Below are 21221 nucleotides of genomic sequence, written 5' to 3' on the forward strand. Positions count from 1 at the left end.
TTCCGTCACCTGCCGGGGGTCGGGGTCGCGGAGGACGGGGCGGTGGAGGGGGTGGGCGTGGGCGTGGGGGTGACCGACGGCGAAGGGGGTGCCGACGTGACGGCCGGCGGGACGATCGCCTCGGGCGGCCGTACGACCTGGGCCGAGGACTGCTCGGCCGCGGCGCCCGGGACGCCCTTGACGGTGCCGTCGGGGTCGAGGAAGGCGGGGTCGCCGCCGGGGACCATGCCGAGCTCGCGGGCGCGGCGCTGGAGAGCGTCCGGGGCGGAGTAGGAGTCGATGTCCCGCTGGAGGGCCTGCTCCTGGTCGGTGAGGCTCTTGGTCTCCTTCTGGAGGTCGTCGAGTTTGAACGACCCTTCGGAGAGCGCGGAGTTCAGCACGAGGAGACCGATGAGACCGCCGCCCAGGAGCAGGACGACGAGGAGTACGAACGGGGTGCGGGCGGCCTGTCCTCGGCCCCCCGTGGTCGGGAAGAGCCGTGCCAGACGAGCGGCCCGGCCCTTGAGTTCAGGTTTCCTGCTCACTGCACCTCCAGTGAGTCCGGTTTCCCCACTCGCTCACGCGCCCCAGCCCCCTCGTGTCCGTCATTCCAGCGCCTCCCTGATGCGCTCGGCGCCGCGCAACCGCGCGGGAGCCGCTCGCCGGTTCTCGGCGACCTCTTCCTCCGTGGGAAGTTCGGCACCGCGCGTGAGCAGCTTGAGCCGCGGCTGGTACTGCTCGGGGACGACCGGCAGCCCGGGGGGCGCGGTGGTGGCGGCACCGGCCGCGAACACCTGCTTGACCAGGCGGTCCTCGAGCGAGTGGTACGACAGGACGGCGATCCGCCCGCCGACCGCGAGGGCCTGCACGGCGGCCGGGATCGCCTGCTCCAGGACGGCCAGTTCGCCGTTGACCTCGATGCGCAGCGCCTGGAAGGTGCGCTTGGCCGGGTTGCCGCCGGTGCGCTTGGCGGCCTGCGGCAGGGAGTCCCGGATCAGCTCGACGAGCCGCGCGCTGTGGGAGAACGGCTCCTTGTCGCGCTCGCGCACGATCGCGGACACGATCCGCTTGGCCTGCTTCTCCTCGCCGTACGCCCGCAGGATCCGCACGAGTTCGCCGGCCGGGTAGGTGTTGAGGACCTCGGCGGCGCTGACGCCGGTCGTCTGGTCCATGCGCATGTCGAGCGGGGCGTCCTGGGCGTAGGCGAAGCCGCGGTCGGCCTCGTCGAGCTGCATGGAGGAGACGCCGAGGTCGAAGAGGACGCCCTGCACGCGCGGGAGGCCGAGCCGCTCCAGTACCTCGGGCAGCTCGTCGTAGACCGCGTGGACGAGGGTGGCGCGCTCCCCGTACGGCGCGAGGCGCTCGCCGGACAGGCGCAGGGCCTCCTTGTCGCGGTCGAGGGCGACGAGCCGGGCCTCGGGGAACTGCTGGAGGAGTGCCTCGCTGTGGCCGCCGAGGCCGAGCGTGCAGTCGACGACGACCGCTCCGGGGGTCTGGAGGGCGGGGGCCAACATGTCCAGGCACCGCTGGAGCATCACCGGGACGTGTCGACTCTGGCTCAAGGGGCCCTCTCAGATCCGGCGAGGCGGTACGCACCGCCGGGTCCCCGCCCGCTCGTGAAGGGGAGGCCTGCCGGCGCCAAAAGCGTCAGCCGGCCGGGAGCGGGAGGAGGCCGAGCCGTACGTGCGCGCCGCGCACGTGGGGAGATCCGGCGATCTGGCCGGTTTCTCCTGGGGAATTCAGTCCAGCAGGGAGACCTCGCCTCCCGCTTCGCGTCACTTTAGTCCACGGTGACTCGCGGTCAATCAACCGGCCTGCGCGTCGCGGCCCGGCTCCGGGACGGAGCGACGGACCACCGGAAATCACCCGCTCATACGCATACCGTCCGCTGTGGGTTACCTCACACGAAGGACGTGATGACGCTCTTTTTCCCATCTCACGACAGGACCGGAACGGCTGTGACCAGTACCGTCGTGGCTATGACGACTTCTGCATCCGGCGCCACCGCAACCGAAGGCGCCATACCGGGCGACACCGTCACCGACCGTCTCGTCGACGCGAACGAGCGGTACGCCTCCGCCTTCACCGACCCCGGCATGGACGCCCGTCCCGTCCTGCACGTGGCCGTGGTGGCCTGCATGGACGCCCGTCTCGACCTGCACAAGGCGCTCGGCCTGGAGCTCGGCGACTGCCACACCATCCGCAACGCGGGCGGCGTGGTCACCGACGACGTGATCCGCTCGCTCACCATCAGCCAGCGCAAGCTCGGCACCCGCAGCGTGGTGCTCATCCACCACACCGGCTGCGGCCTGGAGCAGATCACCGAGGACTTCCGCACCGACCTGGAGATGGAGGTCGGCCAGCGCCCGGCCTGGGCCGTGGAGTCCTTCCGGGACGTCGACCAGGACGTACGGCAGTCCATGCAGCGGGTGCGCACCTCGCCGTTCCTGTTGCACGCCGACGACGTCCGTGGCTTCGTGTTCGACGTGAAGACGGGCCTGCTGCGCGAGATCGACCCCTCCTGACCCACCACCGAAGCTGTCGTTCTCCTGTTGATTTCCGGTTCAGGGGTGCCCAAAAGGCCGCAAGCCCCGACATATCGCGGGCAGTTGTCCACAGGCGAGTGACACGAATCGGTAACGGCAGCCAGAATGCGTGGATGGACGTCGCGCGGAACCTTTTCCGGGCGGTGTCCGTGATTCGGGGTGGGCCGGTCCGCAACGCAGAGCGTCGGCCCGGAGAAAGAACGGGCCGAGGAGGGCCGGGTGACGACCTATGACGATCGAGCGAGCCTCACAGATCTGACTGCCACTGTGGAGCGTGTCCGCAGTTCGGTAGAGGGTGTGATCGAGGGCAAGCCCGAGGTCGTACGGCTTTCGCTGACCGTACTGCTCGCCGAAGGGCATCTTCTGATCGAGGATGTACCGGGCGTCGGCAAGACCATGCTCGCGAAGGCACTGGCGCGGTCCATCGACTGCTCGGTGCGGCGTATTCAGTTCACGCCCGACCTGCTGCCCTCGGACATCACCGGGGTGTCCATCTGGGATCAGCAGCGCCGGGACTTCGAGTTCAAGCCGGGGGCGATCTTCGCGCAGATCGTGATCGGCGACGAGATCAACCGCGCCTCGCCGAAGACCCAGTCGGCACTCCTGGAGTCCATGGAGGAGCGGCAGGTGACCATCGACGGGCAGACGTACGAGCTGCCGAGCCCGTTCATGGTGGTGGCCACACAGAACCCGGTCGAGATGGAGGGCACCTATCCCCTGCCGGAGGCCCAGCGCGACCGCTTCATGGCGCGGGTCTCCATCGGCTACCCCAGCGCGGAGGCCGAGCTGCAGATGCTCGACATCCATGGCGGGGCGAGCCCTCTGGACGACCTCCAGCCGGTGGCGCACGCGCACGACATCGTGAAGCTGGTCGACGCCGTGCGCGGAGTCCACGTCGCCGACACGGTCCGGCGGTACGCGGTGGAGCTGGTCGCCGCCACGCGCACCCACCCCGACCTCAGACTCGGCGCCTCCCCGCGCGCGACGCTGCATCTGCTGCGCGCGGCGAAGGCATCCGCCGCCCTGAGCGGCCGGGAGTACGCGCTGCCGGACGACATCCAGGCGCTCGCCGTCGCTGTCCTGGCCCACCGTCTGCTGCCCACCGCCCAGGCCCAGCTCAACCGGCGTACGGCGGAGCAGGTGGTGCAGGAGATCCTGCAGCGCACTCCGGTGCCCCAGCAGCAGGGCGGCGCCGGGCTCGGGCACGGCACGCAGGCGTACGGCCAGCAGCCGCCGCGGAGGCTGTGATGACCACCGCCGCCGGGCCGGCCCACAGCGAGGCCGACCGGGGCGACAAGGGCGGGGTGCGCACCGCGCTGGCCGGTCTGACGACCCGCGGCCGCTCGTTCCTGGCCGCCGGGATCGCAGCCGCCATCTGCGCGTACGTCCTGGGGCAGAGCGATCTGCTCCGGGTCGGGCTGCTCCTCGCGCTGCTGCCGCTGGTCTGCGCGACCGTGCTCTACCGCACCCGCTACCGGGTGGCCGGCAGCCGCCGGCTCTCCCCCGCGCGCGTGCCCTCCGGCAGCGAGGCCCGTGTCCATCTGCGGATGGACAACGTCTCGCGGCTGCCCACCGGTCTGCTGATGCTCCAGGACCGGGTGCCGTACGTCCTCGGCCCGCGTCCCCGCTTCGTGCTGGACCGGGTGGAGGCGGGCGGCCGCCGCGAGGTGTCCTACCGCGTCCGCTCCGACCTGCGCGGCCGCTATCCGCTGGGCCCGCTCCAGCTGCGTCTGACCGACCCATTCGGCATGTGCGAGCTGACCCGGTCCTTCTCGTCGTACGACACCCTGACGGTGATCCCGCGTGTGGAGCCGCTGCCGCCGGTGCGCTTCGCCGGTGAGGCGAAGGGGTACGGCGACGGGCGGAACCGCTCGCTCGCCCTGGCCGGCGAGGACGACGTCATCCCGCGCGGCTATCGCTACGGCGACGATCTGCGACGGGTGCACTGGCGTTCCACCGCGCGCTACGGCGAGCTGATGGTGCGCCGCGAGGAGCAGCCGCAGCGCGCCCGCTGCACGGTGCTGCTGGACACCCGGGGCCTCGCCTTCCGCGGCGCGGGCCCCGACTCGCCCTTCGAGTGGGCTGTGTCGGGCACGGCGTCGGCGCTGGTGCACATGCTCGAACGAGGCTTCTCCGTACGACTGCTGACGGACACCGGCAGTTCGGTGCCCGGCGAGGGCGCGGACGGCTTCGCGGGCGCGAGCCAGGAGTCGGCGGACGCGGCCGGGCTGATGATGGACACCCTCGCGGTGATCGACCACTCCGACGGCACGGGTCTGTCCCGGGCGTACGACTTGCTGCGCGGGGGCAACGAGGGACTGCTGATCGCCTTCTTCGGCGACCTCGACGAGGAGCAGGCCGCAGTGGCCGCCAAGATGCGTCAGCGCAGTGGCGGCGCGGTCGCCTTCGTGCTGGACGGCGGCGGCTGGGGGCGGGAACCGACCGATGTGGCCGGCCCGTTGGACAGGAGCGAGGAGCGGTTGCGGATGCTGCGTGAGGCGGGCTGGACGGCGCTGAGCGTGCCGCGGGGCGCCTCCTTGGGCGAGTTGTGGCGCCAGGCGGACCGTGAGCGCTCCGGCATCGGTGCGACGAGCGGGCCGGGCAGTGAGGGGGCACGCGCATGAGCGGGCGGGCACGACTGGCGCTGTGCGCCTGGGCGGCCACCCTGATGGCGTCCTGCGCCCTGCTGCCCCTGGTCGAACCGGCCTCGTGGATCCTGCAGGCGGCCTTGCTGCTCGGTGTCCAGTCGCTGGTGGGCGCGGCGACCCGGCGGGTGCCGCTGGCGCGGCCGCTGACCGTGGCCGCACAGGCCCTGGTCACGCTGATGATGCTGACCCTGGTCTTCACCCGGGAGCAGGCGGTCGCCGGGCTGGTCCCGGGTCCGGAGGCGTTCCAGCGGTTCGCCGATCTGCTCCAGCAGGGCGGCGACGACGTCGCGCGGTACGCGATCCCGGCACCGCTGGAGTCCGACGGCATCCGGCTGATGATCATCGGCGGTGTGCTGGTCATCGGCCTCGCGGTGGACACCCTCGCGGTGACCTTCCGCAGCGCGGCTCCGGCCGGGCTGCCGCTGCTGGCGCTGTACTCCGTCGCCGCGGGGCTCTCCGACGGCGGCGCCGACTGGCTGTGGTTCCTGGTCGCGGCGGCCGGCTATCTGATGCTGCTGCTGTCCGAGGGACGCGACCGGCTCTCCCAGTGGGGCCGGGTCTTCGGCGGGGCACCGCGCACCCCGGGCGGGGAGCCCGGCGTGGTGGCGCCGGTCCGCACCGGGCGGCGCATCGGCGCGGTCGCACTGGGGCTCGCCCTGGTGGTACCGGTCGCGCTGCCCGCGATGGACGGCGGCCTCCTGGACGGCACCGGGGCGGGTGTGGGCGGCGGCAGCGGGAGCGGCGGCACCATCTCCGCGGTGAACCCGCTGGTGTCCCTGCGCGACAACCTCAACGTGGACGAGGACCGCCAGGTCCTGTCCCTGCGCACCGAGCCCGAGGACCAGGGCAGCCTCTATCTGCGGATCGTCTCGCTGGACGACTTCGACGGCCGGACCTGGAAGCCGTCCAAGCGCGACATCGAGAAGGTGCCGGACCAGCTGCCCACGCCGATCGGCCTCGGCGCCGACATCCGGCGCGCCGAGATCACGACCAGTGTCACGGCCGCCAAGGACTACCGCCAGGACTGGCTGCCGATGCCGTACCCGCCCAGCGGTGTGCAGATCGACGGGGACTGGCGCTACGAACCCGAGGGCATGACCCTCGTCGGCGACCACGACCAGACCACGAGCGGGGCGACGTACGAGGTCAAGAGCCTCGTCGTGCAGCCGACGGCGGAGCAGCTGGCGGCCGCCCCGGCGCCGCCCGGGGACATCAGGCGCGACTACACCGAGGTGCCCGACTCGCTTCCGGCGGTCGTGGCCACCACGGCTCGTGAGGTCACCCAGGGCTCCGCGAACCACTACGAGCAGGCGGTCAAGCTCCAGGAGTACTTCTCCCTGACGGGCGGTTTCCAGTACGACACCCAGGTGCAGGTCGGCTCCGGCTCCCAGGCGATCGCCCGGTTCCTGAAGGACAAGCAGGGCTTCTGCGTCCACTTCTCCTTCGCGATGGCGGCGATGGCCCGCACCCTGGGCATCCCGGCCCGGGTGGCGGTGGGCTTCGCGCCGGGTACGCCGCAGGCCGACGGCACGGTGTCGGTGGGGCTGCGGGACGCCCACGCCTGGCCCGAGCTGTACTTCGAGGGCGTGGGCTGGACCCGCTTCGAGCCGACTCCGACCCGGGGCACCCAGCCCGAGTACACGCAGACGGACAGCCCGAACAGCAACCTGCCCGACCCGGGCGTCCCGTCCCGGTCGGCGCGCGCCGCGCCTTCCACCGCCCCCTCGGCGAGCGAGAGCTGCACGGCGGAGCAGAAGAAGCTGGAGGCGTGCCCGAGCGAGTCCGCCGCGGCCCTGCCGGTCACGGACGGCGGTGGTCCGAAGTGGACCGTCGTGCTCGCCTGGGTCCTCGGCGGGCTCGCCGCGCTGGCGATCCCACTGGCGCCGATGGTGTGGCGCCGCCGCACCCGGGCGGTTCGGCTGGGTGCGCACGGCCGCAGTGAGGCGGACGCGGCGCTGCACACCCTTGCGGTCTGGCTGGAACTGACCGATACGGCGTGGGACTTCGGGATCCTGCCGGACGATTCGCAGACCCCGCGCAAGGCGGCGGCGCGGATCGTGAGACTGGGGCATCTCGACCCGACGGCCGCGATCGCGGTGCACCGGGTGGCGGACGCGGTGGAGCAGGTTCTCTACGCGCCGCGGCCGCGCCCGACGGCGGGGCTCGCGGAGGACGTCCGGCGGGCGATCGCCGGACTGGCCGTCCCGGTGACCCGGCGTACGAAGCTGCGGGCGATGTTCGCGCCGCGTTCAACCGTACGAGTGGTGTGGGCGGTCTCGGAGTGGTGGACCGGTGTGACGGCCCGTGCGGCGGCGGCCAGGCCGACGCTGCGCAAGCAGCCGTCGGGCCAGGAGAGCTGAGCCCTCGGAGCAACGGTTGAGGCCCCGACCCGTGCGAGCGGGTCGGGGCCTCAGCCGTTGGATCGGGCGTTGATCGGGCCGATCACCGAAGGGGCGATCGGCGCTGTCAAAAGGGCGTGCGTGAGGGGGTGACCACCCTCCCGGAGGGTGGTCACCCCCTCACGCGTCAGCTATTGGTCGAGCTAATGGCCGCCCTGCTCGTCGCGGCGCTTCTGCCAGCGCTGCTCGATACGGTCCATCATGGAGCGCTTCTGCCTGGCCTGACGGCGCGCGTGCGGGGCACCGGCCGCGGGCTGTTCACCCGGCTTGGGGGCCTTGCGCCAGCCGGTCACGGCGAGTACCGCACAGCCGAGCATGACGAGGAAGCCCACCACGCTGAGCCAGACCTGCTTGGCGACCATTCCTGCCATGAGGAGCGCGATACCCACGAGGAAGCCCGCGACCGCCTGGTAGACCCGTCGCCGGGTGTACGTGCGCAGCCCGCTTCCCTCAAGCGCTGTCGCGAACTTGGGATCTTCGGCGTACAGCGCTCGCTCCATCTGCTCGAGCATTCGCTGCTCGTGCTCCGAGAGCGGCACGGAATCCTCCTCATCGTGCAGTCGCCGGGGCGACCCGGGGGGTCCCTTCAGGATAGGCAGGGAATCGCCCCCTTGAAACCCGCCCCTCTACGCCAATTGGCCAACCGGGATTCCGCCATGCACGTCCCGGCCCGCTAGATCTTGCATTCCCCAGCGGCCGACCCGTCATGCCGGACGGTCTCCCTCGATCATACGGCGCCGGGCGCCCGATCGGGGGGCCTGTGGCGTACTCCATGTGCACCCAAGTCCCTGATCAGCGCTGCACCAGGAGGGCTGCCTCAGGTCTCGACGGTCCCTCGGGTCTCACCGAGCACGTGAAGCTGTGTGGCCACGGAGTGGAAGGCGGGGAGTTCGGCCGCCGCCTCCTCCAGCTTGAGCAGGGCCTCCAGGGCTCCGGGCTCGGTGTCGACCAGCACGCCGGGGACCAGGTCCGCGAAGACCCGCACGCCGTGCACGGCACCGACCTCGAGGCCCGCGCCCTCGACCAGCTCGGTGAGCTGCTCGGCGGTGAAGCGCCGCGGTACGGGGTCGCCGGTGCCCCAGCGTCCGTTCGGGTCCTCGAGCGCCTGCTTGGCCTCCTTGAAGTGGCCGGCGAGGGCGCGGGCGAGCACGGCGCCGCCGAGGCCCGCCGCGAGCAGGCTGAGGACGCCCTCGGAGCGCAGGGCGGCCACCACGTTGCGGATGCCCTCGGCCGCGTCGTCCACGTACTCCAGGACGCCGTGGCACAGCACCGCGTCGTAGGCGCCGCGCTCGACCACGTCGAAGAGACCGTGGGCGTCGCCCTGGACACCGCGCACCCGGTCGGCGACGCCGGCCTCGGCGGCTCGGCGCTCCAGGGCGAACAGCGCGTTGGGGCTGGGGTCGACGACGGTGACCCGGTGTCCGAGACGGGCGACGGGCACGGCGAAGTTGCCGCTGCCGCCGCCGGTGTCGAGGACGTCCAGGGCGTCCCGGCCCGTGGCCTTGACCCGCCGTTCGAGGGCGTCCTGGAGGACCTCCCAGACCACGGCGGTACGGAGAGAGGCGCGGGGTCGCAGCGGGTCCGACACGGCAGTTGACTCCTCGGCGCGGCACCGCCTCTTGCGCGGCGGAGCGATCGGTCTGCCCTCCCCGACCGGGTACCGGAGAAAGAGGGCTTCAGGCGCCCTCCACCCTATTGCCTCCGTCACCTCGCCCGACCACCGTGGCATCCGGGCGGCAGAGCCCGTGCCGTGCCGGAGGGGTCAGCCCGCGTCCGGCATGTCCCGGCCCGTGTCGTGGTCGTCGGGCTCCGGCCGGTCCGTGTCCTGGCGGGGCTGGGGCAGGACCGGCTGGAGGACCAGCATCCGCTCGACGAGGCGCAGGAACATCGCCACGTCGCGTATGAGGTCGTCGGCGTCCCGGCGCGTGGCCGCACCCTGGATGCCGGCCTCGGCTCGGGCACGGCGCCGGGCGCCGGCGGCGAAGAGCGCGCTCCACTCGGCGAGCTCGGGAGCTATTTCGGGGAGCACTTCCCAGGCGCTCCGGATCTTGGCCCGGCGTCGGGGCGAGGGCTCCGGACGCCCGCGCGCGGCGAGCACGGCGGCGGCGGTGCGCAGGGCGGCGAGGTGGGCTGTCGCATAGCGCTCGTTCGGTGTCTCCAGGACGGCGGCCTCGTCGAGTCCGGCACGGGCCTGGGCGAGCAGGTCGAGGGCGGCGGGCGGGGCCGTGGTCCGGCGGAGCACGGGGTGTACGTCGCTCGCCGGTCCGGTCAGTGAGGGGGCAGGGCCGGTGGCGCGGCGCCGGCGGGCGGCTGCTGCGTGGTAGGTGGCCATGACGAACCTCCTGTCGTCTGTGTGACGGCACGTCCCGATACGGGATGCCGTATGTGCCCATCGTGAGGTATGCCACTGACAATCCGTTCTGACCTGGGCTTTTGCTTCGATCGAAGGTTCGGGTTAGTTTTTGCACTGACCAGTCAGTTCAAAAACTCCGGCAGTTCTGGACATCAGGGGGTGGGCTGTGGGCGGAGTCGCCGTCACAGCCGAGGGATTCGGGCTCAAGGGGCCGCGCGGCTGGGCGTTCCGAGGGATCGGCCTCGACGCGGAGCCCGGGGCGCTGATCGCCGTCGAGGGGGCGTCGGGGTCGGGCCGTACGTGTCTGCTGCTCGCGCTCACCGGGCGGATGAAGGCGTCCGAGGGGACGGCGGCCGTGGGCGGGGCCCGGCTGCCGAAGCAGCTCGCGGCGGTGCGGCAGATGAGCGCCGTGGCCAACGTCGCCGGTGTCACCGACCTCGACCCGGCCCTGACCGTCGGGGAGCACCTGCGCGAACGGGCGCTGCTGCAGCACCGGTTCGGCGACTCCCTGCGCGGACTGCTGCGGCCGCGTGCCGAGCGCACGGACGAGGCGAAGCTGCGGATCGACACCGCCCTGAGCGCCGCCGGTCTCGACCGGGAGGCCCTGCCCAAGGGCTCCCGGACCGCCGTACGCGATCTGGAGCGGCTGGAGGCGCTGCGCCTGTCCGTCGCGCTCGCCCTGATCGGGCGGCCGCGGCTGCTCGGCGTCGACGACACGGATCTGAAGCTGTCCGACGCGGAACGGGCCGAGGTCTGGGCGCTGTTGACGTCGATCGCCGAGACGGGGACCACGGTCGTGGCGGCGTGCAGTGAGGCCCCCGAGGAGGCCGTGAAGGTGTCCACGCAAAGCGCCCCTCAGGGCTCGGCTCGGAAGAAGGAGGACGTCGATGCGCTCGCCGCGACTGGCCGCGCTTGAGCTGCGGCGCTTCGGACGGGGGAAGCTGCCGCGGGCCGCGCTGGTCGCGCTGCTGGTGCTGCCCCTGCTCTACGGCGCCCTGTACCTGTGGTCGTTCTGGGATCCGTACGGCCGGCTGGACCGCATCCCCGTGGCGCTCGTGAACGACGACAAGGGGACGACCGCCGACGGGAGGAAGCTCGCGGCGGGCGACGACATCACCCGGGGGCTGCACGACAGCGACGTCTTCGAGTGGCACGAGGTGAGCGCCGCCGAGGCACGCGCGGGCGTGGAGGACGGCACGTACTACCTGTCGCTGACCGTGCCGACCGACTTCAGCGCGCGGATCGCGTCCAGCGCGGGCGACTCCCCCGAGACGGGCGCACTCCAGGTGCGGACCAACGACGCGAACAACTACATCGTCGGGCAGATCTCGCGCACGGTCTTCAGCGAGGTGCGCCAGGCCGCGTCCACGAAGGCGTCGCGGTCCTTCCTGGACCGGATCTTCATCTCGTTCTCCGACATCCACGGCGCGACGGTCAAGGCCGCCAAGGGCGCCGACAAGCTCGAAGGCGGGCTCGGAAAGGCCGAGAAGGGGTCCAAGGACCTCGCCGACGGACTGAAGGACGCCAAGAGCGGCAGCGGCGATCTGGCCAAGGGGCTGAAGAAGCTCGACAAGGGCGCGGGCGACCTGGAGGACGGCTCGCAGCAGGTCTCGGAGGGCACCCAGACACTCGCCGACAAGGTCAACGGGGTCGCGGCGAAGGCGGGCCCGTTCCTGGAGGACAACGAGAAGACGATCGGTGACACCGCCCAGCTCGTCGCGGACTCCAGCAAGGCGATCCGCAAGCACCTGGACACCCTGGTGACGACGGCCCCCGTCGCCGCCAAGGGCGCCCGCACGGCCTCCGACACGCTGGACGAGATCCATCGGACGCGCTGCGAGAAGGCCGTACTGCCCGACGCGGCCTGCGCCGACCTGGAGAAGGCCAAGGACGCGGCCGCCGACGTGGCGACCATCGCCGACGACCTCAACACCCTCGTGGGCGACCAGGACGGCGACCTGAAGAAGCTCGACAAGAACCTGGCGACCCTGCAGAAGCAGGCCCAGGCGCTCGCCGACCGGGCGCCGCACCTCTCCGAGGACCTCGACGACGCCGTCTCCAAGGTCAACGAACTCAACGAGGGCGCGGGGAAGGTCGCCGCGGGCGCCAAGAAGCTGCACACGGGGCTCGGGACGGCCAAGACCGGTGCCGGTGACCTGGACGAGGGGGTCGGCAAGCTCAAAACCGGCGCCGCCGATCTGAACGGCGGCATGTACAAGCTGGTCGACGGCTCCGGGAAGCTCTCGGACGGGCTGCACGACGGCGCCGACCGGATCCCCGACTACGACAAGCGGGACCGCGACGAGCGGACCGAGGTCATGGCCGACCCCGTCCAGCTGGTCTCCAAGGACATGCACAAGGCGCCCAACTACGGCACCGGGTTCGCCCCGTACTTCATCCCGCTGTCCCTGTGGGTGGGCGCGATGGTGGCGTACATGCTGGTCGCACCGATGAACCGGCGCGCGCTCGCCGCGGGCGCCCCCGCGTGGCGGATCGCGCTGGCGGGCTGGCTGCCGGTGGTGGCGGTCGGGGTGCTCCAGACGGTGGCCCTGATGTCGGTGCTGCACTGGGCGATCGGCCTGCAGATGGTGCGGGCGGCCGGCACGGTGGGCTTCCTGTTCCTGGTGACGGCGTGCTTCGCGGCGATCGTGCAGTGGCTGAACGCCCGCTTCGGGGCGGCGGGACGGATCCTCGTCCTCGCCTTCCTGATGCTCCAGTTGACGTCCGCGGGCGGCACATACCCCGTGCAGACCAGCCCGGGCTTCTTCAACGCGCTCCACCCCTTCCTGCCGATGAGTTACGTCGTCGAGGCGCTCCGCAGGCTCATCACGGGCGGCGGTCTCGGTCCGGTCTGGCACGCGTGCGTGGTGCTCGTCGCCTTCACCGCGGGCGCGCTCGCACTGACCGCGCTGTCGGCCCGCCGCCGCCAGGTGTGGACGCTCGACCGGCTGCACCCGGAGCTGAGCCTGTGACCTCGACGACCGCCGGGTCCCCGGCAGCTGTGAGAATCGGGGCCATGGAAAGCAGCAGCGGCAGCACGCGCCGCGAGGCCACCCGGCAGAAGCTCTACGAGGCGGCCGTCACGCTCATCGCGGAGCAGGGCTTCTCCGCCACCACCGTCGACGAGATCGCCGAGCGGGCCGGGGTGGCGAAGGGCACGGTCTACTACAACTTCGCGAGCAAGTCCGTCCTCTTCGAGGAGCTGCTGCGGCACGGTGTGGGACTGCTCACCGCCTCGCTCCGGGACGCCGCGGAGCGGACGGCGCGGGAGGGCGGCAGCAAGACGGACGCCCTGGACGCGATGATCCGGGCCGGCCTGGTCTTCATCGACCGCTATCCGGCCTTCACCCAGCTGTACGTGGCCGAGCTCTGGCGCACCAACCGGGCCTGGCAGTCCACGCTCCTGGTGGTCCGGCAGCAGGCGGTGGCGGTCATCGAGGACGTGCTGCGCGAGGGCATCGCGAACGGCGAGTTCCACGAGGCGATCGATGTCTCCCTGACCGCGTCCGCCCTGGTCGGCATGGTGCTGGTGGCGGCCCTGGACTGGAAGGCGTTCCAGGCGGAGCGCTCGCTGGACGATGTGCACTCGGCGCTGTCGCGGCTGCTGCAGGGACGGGTGAGCGGCCGGGGCTGAGCCGGCGGTACGCACGCGTAGACAGACGAAAGCGCCGGTCCGCTGTGGCCGCGTCCCCCGCGGGCCACCTCGAACCGGCGCCTTCTCCTGCTCCCCCGTGTTCCCCCGATTCCCCCGTTGGACCCCCGTTCGGTCGTTCCCCCGGGCCCCCCGTGCCTCGCTCCCGCCGACTTCCGCCGGCGGAAGGAGCGGATCCGGGGCGGCTCCGCTCCGGCGCCCCGTGTCGCCGGTGCCGAGCCGTTCCCCTTCTCCGTGGCTCCACTCTCTCGTTCGCGCAGGTCGGCCCCCATCCGCGCGCGTACTCAACTCGCCCACTAGGTACGGGTACTCAGACCTGCGTACTCAGGCCCAGGACGCTCCGTTGCCGAGTGGTTACGATCGCCTCCGTGTCGGTACTCCCTCTCGTCTTCACCAGTGGCTGGGCCAGCGGAATCAACGCGTACGCCGTCGTGCTGCTGCTCGGCGTCTTCGGCGCGACCGGGCTGAGCGACGACGTCCCCGAGACGCTCCAGCGCCCTGAGGTCCTCATCACAGCCGGCGTGCTGTTCCTGTGCGAGGCGGTCGCGGACAAGATCCCGTACGTCGACTCGGCGTGGGACTCGGTCCACACGCTGATCCGCCCCGCCGCGGGCGCCTGGGTCGGTGCGGTGCTCGCCGGGCAGAGCGGTTCGCTCAACGACGTGGTCGCGGGTCTGGTCGGCGGTTCGACGGCGTTGGCCAGTCATGCCGTCAAGGCCGGGACGCGGATGGCGGTGAACACCTCGCCCGAGCCGTTGAGCAACGTGATCGTGAGCTTGGCCGAGGATCTCGGGGTCGCCGGGATCGTCACCTTCGCCATATTCCACCCGGAGGCGGCGGCGATCATCGCAGGCGTACTGCTGGTCGGCGGCCTGGTGATACTCGTCTTCCTGATCTCCCGGATCCGACGGTTCCTGCGCCGCCGGGCGCAACGGCGGGAGGAGAAACGGCTCGCGGGACGGACAGGGCACCCACCGGGCTGGTGACCCCCGGCAGCCCTCCGAAGGCGCCCGCGGCCGGGGCTGTCAGTGGTGGCCGATAAAGTCGCAGGCATGGCACGGATTGCGGTAATCGGCGCCGGGATGGGCGCGATGGCGGCCGCCGCCCGGCTGGCCGTCGCGGGCCACCGGGTGGCGGTGTACGAGCGTACGGAGACGTACGGCGGTGCGGTGCGCCGCCTCGATCGCGACGGCTTCGCCTTCGACACCGGACCGGGGCTGCTCACACTTCCCGCGGTCTACCGCGATCTGTTCGTCAAGACCGGCAAGGAGCCGCTGGAGTCGGTCCTCGACCTGGTCCAGGTCGACCCGTCGACGCGGCATCTCTTCGCGGACGGCACCGAGGTCAGTCTGCCGAACGCCTCCCGCGCGGGTGTCGTCTCGGCGCTGGACGAGGCACTCGGCTCCGACGCGGGCGCCCGCTGGGGCGACTTCCTGGTCCGGGCCCGCGAGGCCTGGGACCGCACGCGCAGGCCGCTCCTGGAGGAACCCCTCTGGCCGAACTGGTCGGTGCTGGCCGACCGCGAGCCCTATCCGTCGGTCCCCCACAAGAAGCTGCTCCGCACCCGCCGGGCCGGGACGCTCGCCGAGGTCGGTGCCTGGGAGCTGCGCGATCCGAGGCTCGTCGCCCTTCTGGAGAGCCACGCCCTCGCGTACGGCCTGGACCCGCGCGTGGCCCCGGCGAGCGCGGCGGTGCTGCCGTACATGGAGCACGCCTTCGGCACCTGGCATGTCCGCGGCGGCATGCGGGAGTTGGCGCGCGCGGTGTACGAGCGGTGTGTGGCGCGCAGGGTGGAGTTCCACTTCGGCGCCGAGGTCACCGGGGTGCTGGAGAAGGACGGCCGGGCGGCGGGGCTCGAACTGGCCGACGGGGAGGTGGCGGAGGCGGACTTCGTCGTCGCCGGTGTCGCACCCGATGTGCTGAGCCGCTGCGTGCGGGGCACCGCGGTGCGGGAGGACGGTGCGGTTCCTCCGCTGCGCGGGCTGCCGAGCCGTATGACGGTGCTGGTGGCGCTGCGCGGCGGGCGCCCGGAGGGAGCGGCGCACCGGACGGTCGTGCACGCGGAGGACCGGGAGCGCGAGCTGGACCTGCTGTTCGGCTCGTCCCGGGGGCTCGACGCGCGCCCCACGCTCACCGTGCTGCGCCCCGACGACCCGGGTGTGGTCCCGGGCCCGGACCACGAGGCGGTCACCCTCACCGCCACGGTGCCCGCCCACGCCGACCGGGATCGGCCGACGTCCGAGGTCTTCGACGATCACGCGGACAGGCTGATCACCGCTGCCGAGCGTGCCGTACCGGACCTGCGCGAGCGCCTTCTCTGGCACGAGGTGCGTGTCCCGGCCGACATCGCGGAGACGACCGGTGCGGAGGGTGGCGCGGTTCCCGCCCCGGCTCTCGCCGCGGCCGAAGGACGCCTGCTGCACCCGGCGAACACCACCGGGCTGTCCGGTCTGTTCACCGTCGGCGGCTGGTCCCACCCGGGCGGAGGCCTCCCGCACGCCGGGATGTCGGGTGCTCTGGTGGCCGGGCTGATCGTGGAGGGGCCGGAGTTCCGGGGCTCTCGGTGACCGCTGGTCAGAAGCGGTACTGCTCGTCGTAGCCGTTGCCCTGCTGGCCGTTCCCCTGCTGGCCGTTGCCCTGGTAGGGGTACTGCTGCTCCTGCGGGAGCTCGCCGCCGTACGTCTCGTCGGTGCGCTGCTGCGGGACCCACACGCCGCCGGCCGGGGTCTCGCCACCGTAGGTGGGGTTGCCGTACTGATCCTGGCCGTAGGCCTGCTGACCGTACTGCTGCTGGCCGCCGTAGGAGGCGTCGTAGCCGCCGTAGGTCTGGGTGCCGATGTACGGGTCGGAGTAGGCGGCGTACTGCTGCTGCCCGGCCATGTCGTAGCCGTACTGCTGCTGGTCGTAGCCGGTGTAGCCGTCGTAGCCGTAGGTCTGGTCGGCGCCCTGGGCGGCCGTCGCGTACTGGTCCTGGGTCTGGCCCTGGCCGGCGTACGTGCCGTCGTTGTATATGCCGTAGGAACCGGTGTCGTCGGGCATCGGCTGCGGCTCGTAGACCTCGGCGGCCGCGGGGCGGGCGGGCGTGAAGACGTCGTCGCGGTCGTACTCGTCCTGGCCGTAACCGGACGCGCTCGGGACGTAGTTGCCCTCGTCACCGTAGGCGGCGTCCGCCGCTTCGAGGTCGGAGACCTCCAGGGTCGGCTCCTCGCGGCCTCGTTCCCGGCGCCCGCCGCGCTTGCCGCCGACCAGGCCGCCCAGGGCCTCCGGCGGATTGACCGCCCAGCCCTGTTCGAAGCCGCGACGGAAGGAGAGGGTGACGTAGGTCTGGCCGACCGCGAAGGCGATGGCGCCCAGTCCGATGACGACCACCGAGGGGATGAGCACACCGAGCACGACGCCCAGGAAGCCGGCGAAGGCGAGCAGTCGCCAGCGGAGCCGCGCCTTGTACTGCAGCAGCACCTCGCCCAGCAACCACAGCGCGACGATTCCGAACGCGATGTAGAGGACCGTCCAGCCCATGTACGCCCCTCTCCCAGTGACCGCTACGCAGTGTGTCGTATATCCGTGCGGCCGGTCTAGGCCTGCGGTGGGTGGTGCAGGCCCAGGTTCTCGTAGATCTCCAGCGACGCCGTGGAGTTGTTGAGCGTGATGAAGTGCAGTCCGGGCACTCCCTCGGCCAGCAGCCGTGCGCAGAACTCCGTGGCGAATTCGATACCGATGGAGCGTACAGCGGCCGGATCGTCTTTTGCTGTGAGGATCCGCTCTTTCAGGACAGAGGGGATGGCCGCGTTGCTGAGCTGTGGCAGGCGCTCCAGCATCCGCACGCTGGTCACCGGCATGATCTCGGGGATGACGGGGGTCTCGCAGGCAGCTTTGACGACTCGGTCACGCAGTCGCAGATAGGACTCCGGCTGGAAGAACATCTGCGTGATGGCGTAGTCGGCGCCGGCCCGGCACTTGTCGACGAAGTGCGCGACGTCGGCGTCCCAGTCCCCGGACCGCGGGTGCATCTCCGGAAAGGCTGCCACGCCCACACAGAAGTCGCCCGATTCCTTGATGAGCCGGACGAGTTCGGCGGCGTAGGTCAGACCCTGCGGGTGGGCCACCCAGTCGCCCATGGGGTCGCCCGGCGGGTCGCCGCGGACGGCCAGGATGTTGCGGATCCCGGCGTCGGCGTACTGGCCGATGATGTTGCGCAGTTCGGCGATGGAGTGGTTGACCGCGGTGAGGTGGGCGACCGGCGTGAGCGTGGTGTCCGCGACGATCTGCTGGGTCTCCTTGACCGTGCCCGCGCGGGTGGAACCGCCGGCACCGTACGTGACGGAGACGAAGTCCGGGGCGACCGCCTCGACCCTCCTCAGCGCGCTCCACAGGTTCCGCTCACCCTTGGGGGTCTTCGGCGCCGAGAACTCGAACGAGTACGTCGCCTTGCCCGTGGCGAGCATGTCGCGCACGGTGCGTGCGCGGTCAGTCCTGGTGGATGCGGTTCCGAGGGCCATACCCGCAGGTTAGCCAGGGGGCAGCGGTCACCCAACCGGATCCGGGGAATTTGCCCGTTTTGTCGACTTGTTGTCCACCCTTCGGACACCAGGACCGGTCACGCCGGGTCCCTGAGCCTCTTCGCGAACTCCGCTGCGGCGGCTCCCGGATCGTCGGCTTCCGTGATGGCCCGTACGACGACGACGCGGCGGGCGCCCGCCTCCAGCACCTCGTCGAGGTTGCCGAGGTCGATGCCGCCGATGGCGAACCAGGGGCGGTCGGTGCCGAGGGAAGCGGTGTACCGGACCAGGTCGAGGCCGGGTGCGTGGCGGCCGGGCTTGGTCGGGGTCGGCCAGCACGGGCCGGTGCAGAAGTAGTCCACGCCCTCCTGGACGGCGGCCGCGGCGGCCTCGGCCTCGGAGTGCGTGGAGCGGCCGACGAGGATGTCGTCGCCGAGGATCGCACGGGCGGCGGGGACCGGGAGGTCGCCCTGGCCGAGGTGGAGTACGGCGGGCGGCCAGGGGTGGGTGGCCCGGGCCGCGTGCGCCAGGTCGGCGCGGTCGTTCACCGAGAGGACCTTGCCGTACATGTGGCACTTGTCGGCGAACAGCTCCAGCCAGCCCAGTTCCTCGTCCGCCTCCAGGGTCTTGTCACGGAGCTGGATGAAGTCGACGCCGTTCTCCAGGACCGCGTCCAGGAAGTTGGGCAGGTCACCCTGCTTCTTGCGGGCGTCCGTGCAGAGATAGAGCCGGGCGTCGGCCAGCTGGGCGCGAGCGTCGGTGTCGGACGTGACGGGCATGGGTGTCCCCCGATGTCGGTGGCGTACGGGCCGCGGGCCGGTGCGGTCGACCTGGGCGGGCCGGGCGTAGTGAACCACAGGGACGGCTCCGCGGCCCATGCCCCGGCACCAGGTGCGACGGGCAGACACGTCCCACGTCCTGGCGACGAACCCGCAGGTCATCGACGCCAGGGCGTGGGACGCATCCGCTGATCACCGCTGTGGCACGGTGCCGCCCTGCGCACGGGGGCGGCCGCGACCGTGTGGGTGCGTGGGTGGCGGGCCCTGCGCCGGGCGGTTCGGCGGTAATGGGTCAGACGGCGAGCGCCTGGGCCCTGCGCTTCACCTCCGTGCCACGGTTCTCGCTCAGCGCCTGGGCGGGGGTCCCGGGCAGGCTGTCGTCGGGAGTGAAGAGCCACTCCAGCATCTCTTCGTCGGAGAAGCCGTCGTCCCTCAGGAGCGTCAAGGTCCCGGCGAGGCCCTTGACGACCTTCTGCTCGACCCCGTCGATGAAGGCGGCGGGGACGTGCAGTGCGCGGTTCTCACCACGGCGTACGGCGATGAGCTGGCCGTCCTTGACCAGCTGGCGCGCACGCGTCACCTCGACATCGAGGATTTCCGCGATGTCGGGGAGGGTGAGCCAGGCGGGGACGAGAGCATCGATCTTTGCGTCAATCTCGGTCACGGCATCAAGCCTGCCATCCCGCACTGACAGTCGGAAGCCAGACCCCTGCGACCTGGGCATTCGAACTACACTGTCGCCGCCTTCAGCGGCCTCGACGGGTCCGCCAGCAGCTCCGGGTCCAGCTCCGGCCCCGCCTCGATCAGCCGCCGCCCCTGTGCCAGGTCCCGGGGCCGGCCCACCGCCAGCAGGGCGACGAGGCGGTTCTCGCGCAGCCAGCAGACCGTCCAGGCCGGGCCGGACGGGTCACCGCGCCACAGGACCGTGTCGGCGGACGTGTGATGGCCGACGTACTGGACGAAGCGGCCGAACTGCTCGGACCAGAAGTACGGCACGGGGTCGTAGACCGCGGGCGTCTCGCCGATGATGTTGGCCGCCACCGTGCGCGGGCCCTGGAGGGCGTTGTCCCAGTGGTGGACCAGCAGCCGCTCGCCGTACCTTCCCGAAGGGAAGGACGCGCAGTCGCCGACCGCGTAGACGTCCGGCGCGGAGGTGCGCAGGCGGTCGTCGGCCACGACCTCGCCGTGCGCGCCGAGGTCGATGCCCGAGCCGGCCAGCCAGGCCGTGGCGGGGCGGGCGCCGATGCCGACCACGACGGCGTCCGCGGGCAGCCGCGTGCCGTCGTCCAGGAGTACCTCGCCGGGCCGCACCCGCTCCACGCGCGCGTTTGTGCGCAGCGCGGCACCGGCGTCGGCGTACCAGGACGACATCGGCGCGGCGACCTCCGCAGGAAGGGCCCCCGCGAGCGGCCGTTCGGCGGCCTCCACGACCGTCACCGCGCAGCCCGCCTCGCGCGCGGCGGTGGCGAACTCGGCGCCGATCCAGCCCGCGCCGACCACCACGATGTCGTGCTGTCGGGCGAGTACGGGCCGCAGCCGCTCGGCGTCGTCGAGGGTGCGCAGCAGATGGACACCGGGGACGCCCTCCGCGCCGGGCAGCCGGATCGGTTCGGCACCGGTGGCGAGGACCAGGACGTCGTACGGCACGGGCCCGGACTCGGTGTCCAGTTCGTGCTCGGCGGGGCGGACGCCCAGCGCCTCGCGGCCCAGCTCCAGTTCGATGCCGAGCGCCTCGAAGTCGACGTCGAAGGCGGAGCCCTCGGCCTTGCCGAGCAGTACGGCCTTCGACAGCGGCGGCCGGTCGTACGGCTGATGCGGCTCCGCGCCGATGAGGGTCACGGTGCCGGTGAAACCCTGTTCGCGCAGGGCTACCGCGGTCTGTACGCCGGCCATGCCCGCGCCGACCACGACCACGCGCCGCTGAGACTGCTCCGTCTGCTCGCTCACCGGATCACCATAGACAACTGACAATTTGTCAGTCAGCGGTCATGCACCGTGACCTGCTCCACAACGCTCGTCCCGCTGCCCTGCTGCGACTCCCACTCCCAGCTCTCCTCCAGCCGCACCCGCCCGTCCGGCAGCTCGACGACCGTGGACACGCAGTGCCCCGACGAGGTCGTCCCGTCGTGCTTGAGCTGGACGTACCGGAAGTCGAGCCGGTCGCCCTCCCGGGTACCCACCAGATGCCCGCGCACGACGTCGCCGCCCGTGTATTCGGCCCAGATCTCGCCGCTCTTCTCGTGGTACGTGAACCGGGTGCGGGTACCCACCTGACCTGGGGCCTGGTCGGCGACGGGGGCGAGGACGAGGCCGTCCAGCGAGCGGGGCATGGCAGCAGGCTCCCTTACACAAGCGCAAAACCAAGA

20 protein-coding genes are annotated in these 21221 nt (G+C 71.8%); 9 read left to right on the forward strand and 11 right to left on the reverse strand.

Going from position 1 to position 21221, the window contains the following annotated elements:
* Positions 1 to 5: 5 nt before the first annotated feature.
* Both OHU89_RS14850 and rsmH read right to left on the reverse strand, forming a co-directional pair.
* Entirely contained in the window at positions 6 to 524 is a 519-nt protein-coding gene (locus OHU89_RS14850; RefSeq protein WP_405643051.1) for a septum formation initiator family protein, read from the reverse strand.
* A gap of 60 nt (positions 525 to 584) precedes the next feature.
* Entirely contained in the window at positions 585 to 1541 is a 957-nt protein-coding gene (gene rsmH, locus OHU89_RS14855) for a 16S rRNA (cytosine(1402)-N(4))-methyltransferase RsmH (RefSeq protein ID WP_405643053.1), read from the reverse strand.
* A 354-nt stretch (positions 1542 to 1895) separates the two neighbouring features.
* On the opposite strand from rsmH, the gene OHU89_RS14860 reads away from it, so the two are divergent.
* The 4 genes from OHU89_RS14860 to OHU89_RS14875 all read left to right on the forward strand — a co-directional run bounded on the left by OHU89_RS14860 (position 1896) and on the right by OHU89_RS14875 (position 7533).
* On the forward strand, positions 1896 to 2504 hold the full coding sequence (locus OHU89_RS14860) for a beta-class carbonic anhydrase (RefSeq protein ID WP_405643055.1): 609 nt from the start codon (positions 1896 to 1898) through the stop codon (positions 2502 to 2504).
* Positions 2505 to 2744: 240 nt separating this feature from the next.
* Positions 2745 to 3773, forward strand: a complete 1029-nt coding sequence (locus OHU89_RS14865) for a MoxR family ATPase (RefSeq protein WP_266893611.1) — start codon at positions 2745 to 2747, stop codon at positions 3771 to 3773.
* On the forward strand, positions 3773 to 5149 hold the full coding sequence (locus OHU89_RS14870; protein WP_405643056.1) for a DUF58 domain-containing protein: 1377 nt from the start codon (positions 3773 to 3775) through the stop codon (positions 5147 to 5149). Before OHU89_RS14865 ends, OHU89_RS14870 begins: the two co-directional genes overlap by 1 nt.
* Positions 5146 to 7533 (forward strand): DUF3488 and DUF4129 domain-containing transglutaminase family protein, encoded by a 2388-nt coding sequence (locus OHU89_RS14875; protein WP_405643057.1) that lies wholly within the window; start codon positions 5146 to 5148, stop codon positions 7531 to 7533. Before OHU89_RS14870 ends, OHU89_RS14875 begins: the two co-directional genes overlap by 4 nt.
* A 182-nt stretch (positions 7534 to 7715) precedes the next feature.
* Here OHU89_RS14875 and OHU89_RS14880 read toward each other — a convergent pair whose 3' ends face one another.
* The 3 genes from OHU89_RS14880 to OHU89_RS14890 all read right to left on the reverse strand — a co-directional run bounded on the left by OHU89_RS14880 (position 7716) and on the right by OHU89_RS14890 (position 9904).
* Positions 7716 to 8111: a DUF3040 domain-containing protein gene (locus OHU89_RS14880; RefSeq protein ID WP_171144436.1), complete on the reverse strand. Its 396-nt coding sequence runs from the start codon at positions 8109 to 8111 to the stop codon at positions 7716 to 7718.
* A 278-nt stretch (positions 8112 to 8389) separates the two neighbouring features.
* The gene (locus tag OHU89_RS14885; RefSeq protein WP_405643060.1) at positions 8390 to 9160 is read right to left on the reverse strand and encodes a methyltransferase; all 771 of its coding nucleotides are present in this window, start codon (positions 9158 to 9160) and stop codon (positions 8390 to 8392) included.
* Positions 9161 to 9334: 174 nt separating this feature from the next.
* Complete coding sequence (locus tag OHU89_RS14890) at positions 9335 to 9904, reverse strand: SAV_6107 family HEPN domain-containing protein (RefSeq protein WP_365402244.1); 570 nt, start codon at positions 9902 to 9904, stop codon at positions 9335 to 9337.
* Positions 9905 to 10091: 187 nt separating this feature from the next.
* Here OHU89_RS14890 and OHU89_RS14895 point away from each other — a divergent pair, with 187 nt between their 5' ends.
* From OHU89_RS14895 to OHU89_RS14915, 5 genes are all read left to right on the forward strand, one after another.
* Positions 10092 to 10841: an ATP-binding cassette domain-containing protein gene (locus tag OHU89_RS14895; protein WP_405643062.1), complete on the forward strand. Its 750-nt coding sequence runs from the start codon at positions 10092 to 10094 to the stop codon at positions 10839 to 10841.
* Positions 10813 to 12897 (forward strand): YhgE/Pip family protein, encoded by a 2085-nt coding sequence (locus OHU89_RS14900; RefSeq protein ID WP_405643063.1) that lies wholly within the window; start codon positions 10813 to 10815, stop codon positions 12895 to 12897. The genes OHU89_RS14895 and OHU89_RS14900 overlap by 29 nt, the downstream gene beginning before the upstream one ends.
* A 44-nt stretch (positions 12898 to 12941) precedes the next feature.
* On the forward strand, positions 12942 to 13559 hold the full coding sequence (locus OHU89_RS14905; protein ID WP_405643065.1) for a TetR/AcrR family transcriptional regulator: 618 nt from the start codon (positions 12942 to 12944) through the stop codon (positions 13557 to 13559).
* Positions 13560 to 13945: 386 nt separating this feature from the next.
* Complete coding sequence (locus OHU89_RS14910; protein ID WP_365402255.1) at positions 13946 to 14563, forward strand: DUF4126 domain-containing protein; 618 nt, start codon at positions 13946 to 13948, stop codon at positions 14561 to 14563.
* A gap of 66 nt (positions 14564 to 14629) precedes the next feature.
* Positions 14630 to 16144, forward strand: coding sequence for a phytoene desaturase family protein (locus OHU89_RS14915; protein ID WP_405643067.1), 1515 nt, complete (start codon positions 14630 to 14632; stop codon positions 16142 to 16144).
* 7 nt (positions 16145 to 16151) lie between these two features.
* On the opposite strand, the gene OHU89_RS14920 is transcribed toward OHU89_RS14915, so the two are convergent.
* The 6 genes from OHU89_RS14920 to OHU89_RS14945 form a co-directional block, all read right to left on the reverse strand.
* Positions 16152 to 17096 carry a hypothetical protein gene (locus OHU89_RS14920; RefSeq protein ID WP_405643069.1) on the reverse strand — a complete coding sequence of 315 codons (945 nt, stop codon included), beginning with the start codon at positions 17094 to 17096 and terminating at the stop codon, positions 16152 to 16154.
* A gap of 56 nt (positions 17097 to 17152) precedes the next feature.
* Positions 17153 to 18076, reverse strand: a complete 924-nt coding sequence (metF, locus tag OHU89_RS14925) for a methylenetetrahydrofolate reductase [NAD(P)H] (protein ID WP_266893589.1) — start codon at positions 18074 to 18076, stop codon at positions 17153 to 17155.
* Positions 18077 to 18174: 98 nt separating this feature from the next.
* Positions 18175 to 18855, reverse strand: coding sequence for a thiamine phosphate synthase (thiE, locus tag OHU89_RS14930; RefSeq protein ID WP_405643072.1), 681 nt, complete (start codon positions 18853 to 18855; stop codon positions 18175 to 18177).
* A 292-nt stretch (positions 18856 to 19147) separates the two neighbouring features.
* Positions 19148 to 19519 (reverse strand): Rv2175c family DNA-binding protein, encoded by a 372-nt coding sequence (locus OHU89_RS14935; RefSeq protein WP_266893585.1) that lies wholly within the window; start codon positions 19517 to 19519, stop codon positions 19148 to 19150.
* A gap of 65 nt (positions 19520 to 19584) precedes the next feature.
* Positions 19585 to 20802 carry an NAD(P)/FAD-dependent oxidoreductase gene (locus OHU89_RS14940; protein WP_405643074.1) on the reverse strand — a complete coding sequence of 406 codons (1218 nt, stop codon included), beginning with the start codon at positions 20800 to 20802 and terminating at the stop codon, positions 19585 to 19587.
* Positions 20803 to 20834: 32 nt separating this feature from the next.
* The gene (locus tag OHU89_RS14945; RefSeq protein ID WP_405643076.1) at positions 20835 to 21185 is read right to left on the reverse strand and encodes a hypothetical protein; all 351 of its coding nucleotides are present in this window, start codon (positions 21183 to 21185) and stop codon (positions 20835 to 20837) included.
* Positions 21186 to 21221: the final 36 nt, after the last annotated feature.

Source organism: Streptomyces sp. NBC_00019 (genome assembly GCF_045041015.1).
GTDB lineage: Bacteria > Actinomycetota > Actinomycetes > Streptomycetales > Streptomycetaceae > Streptomyces.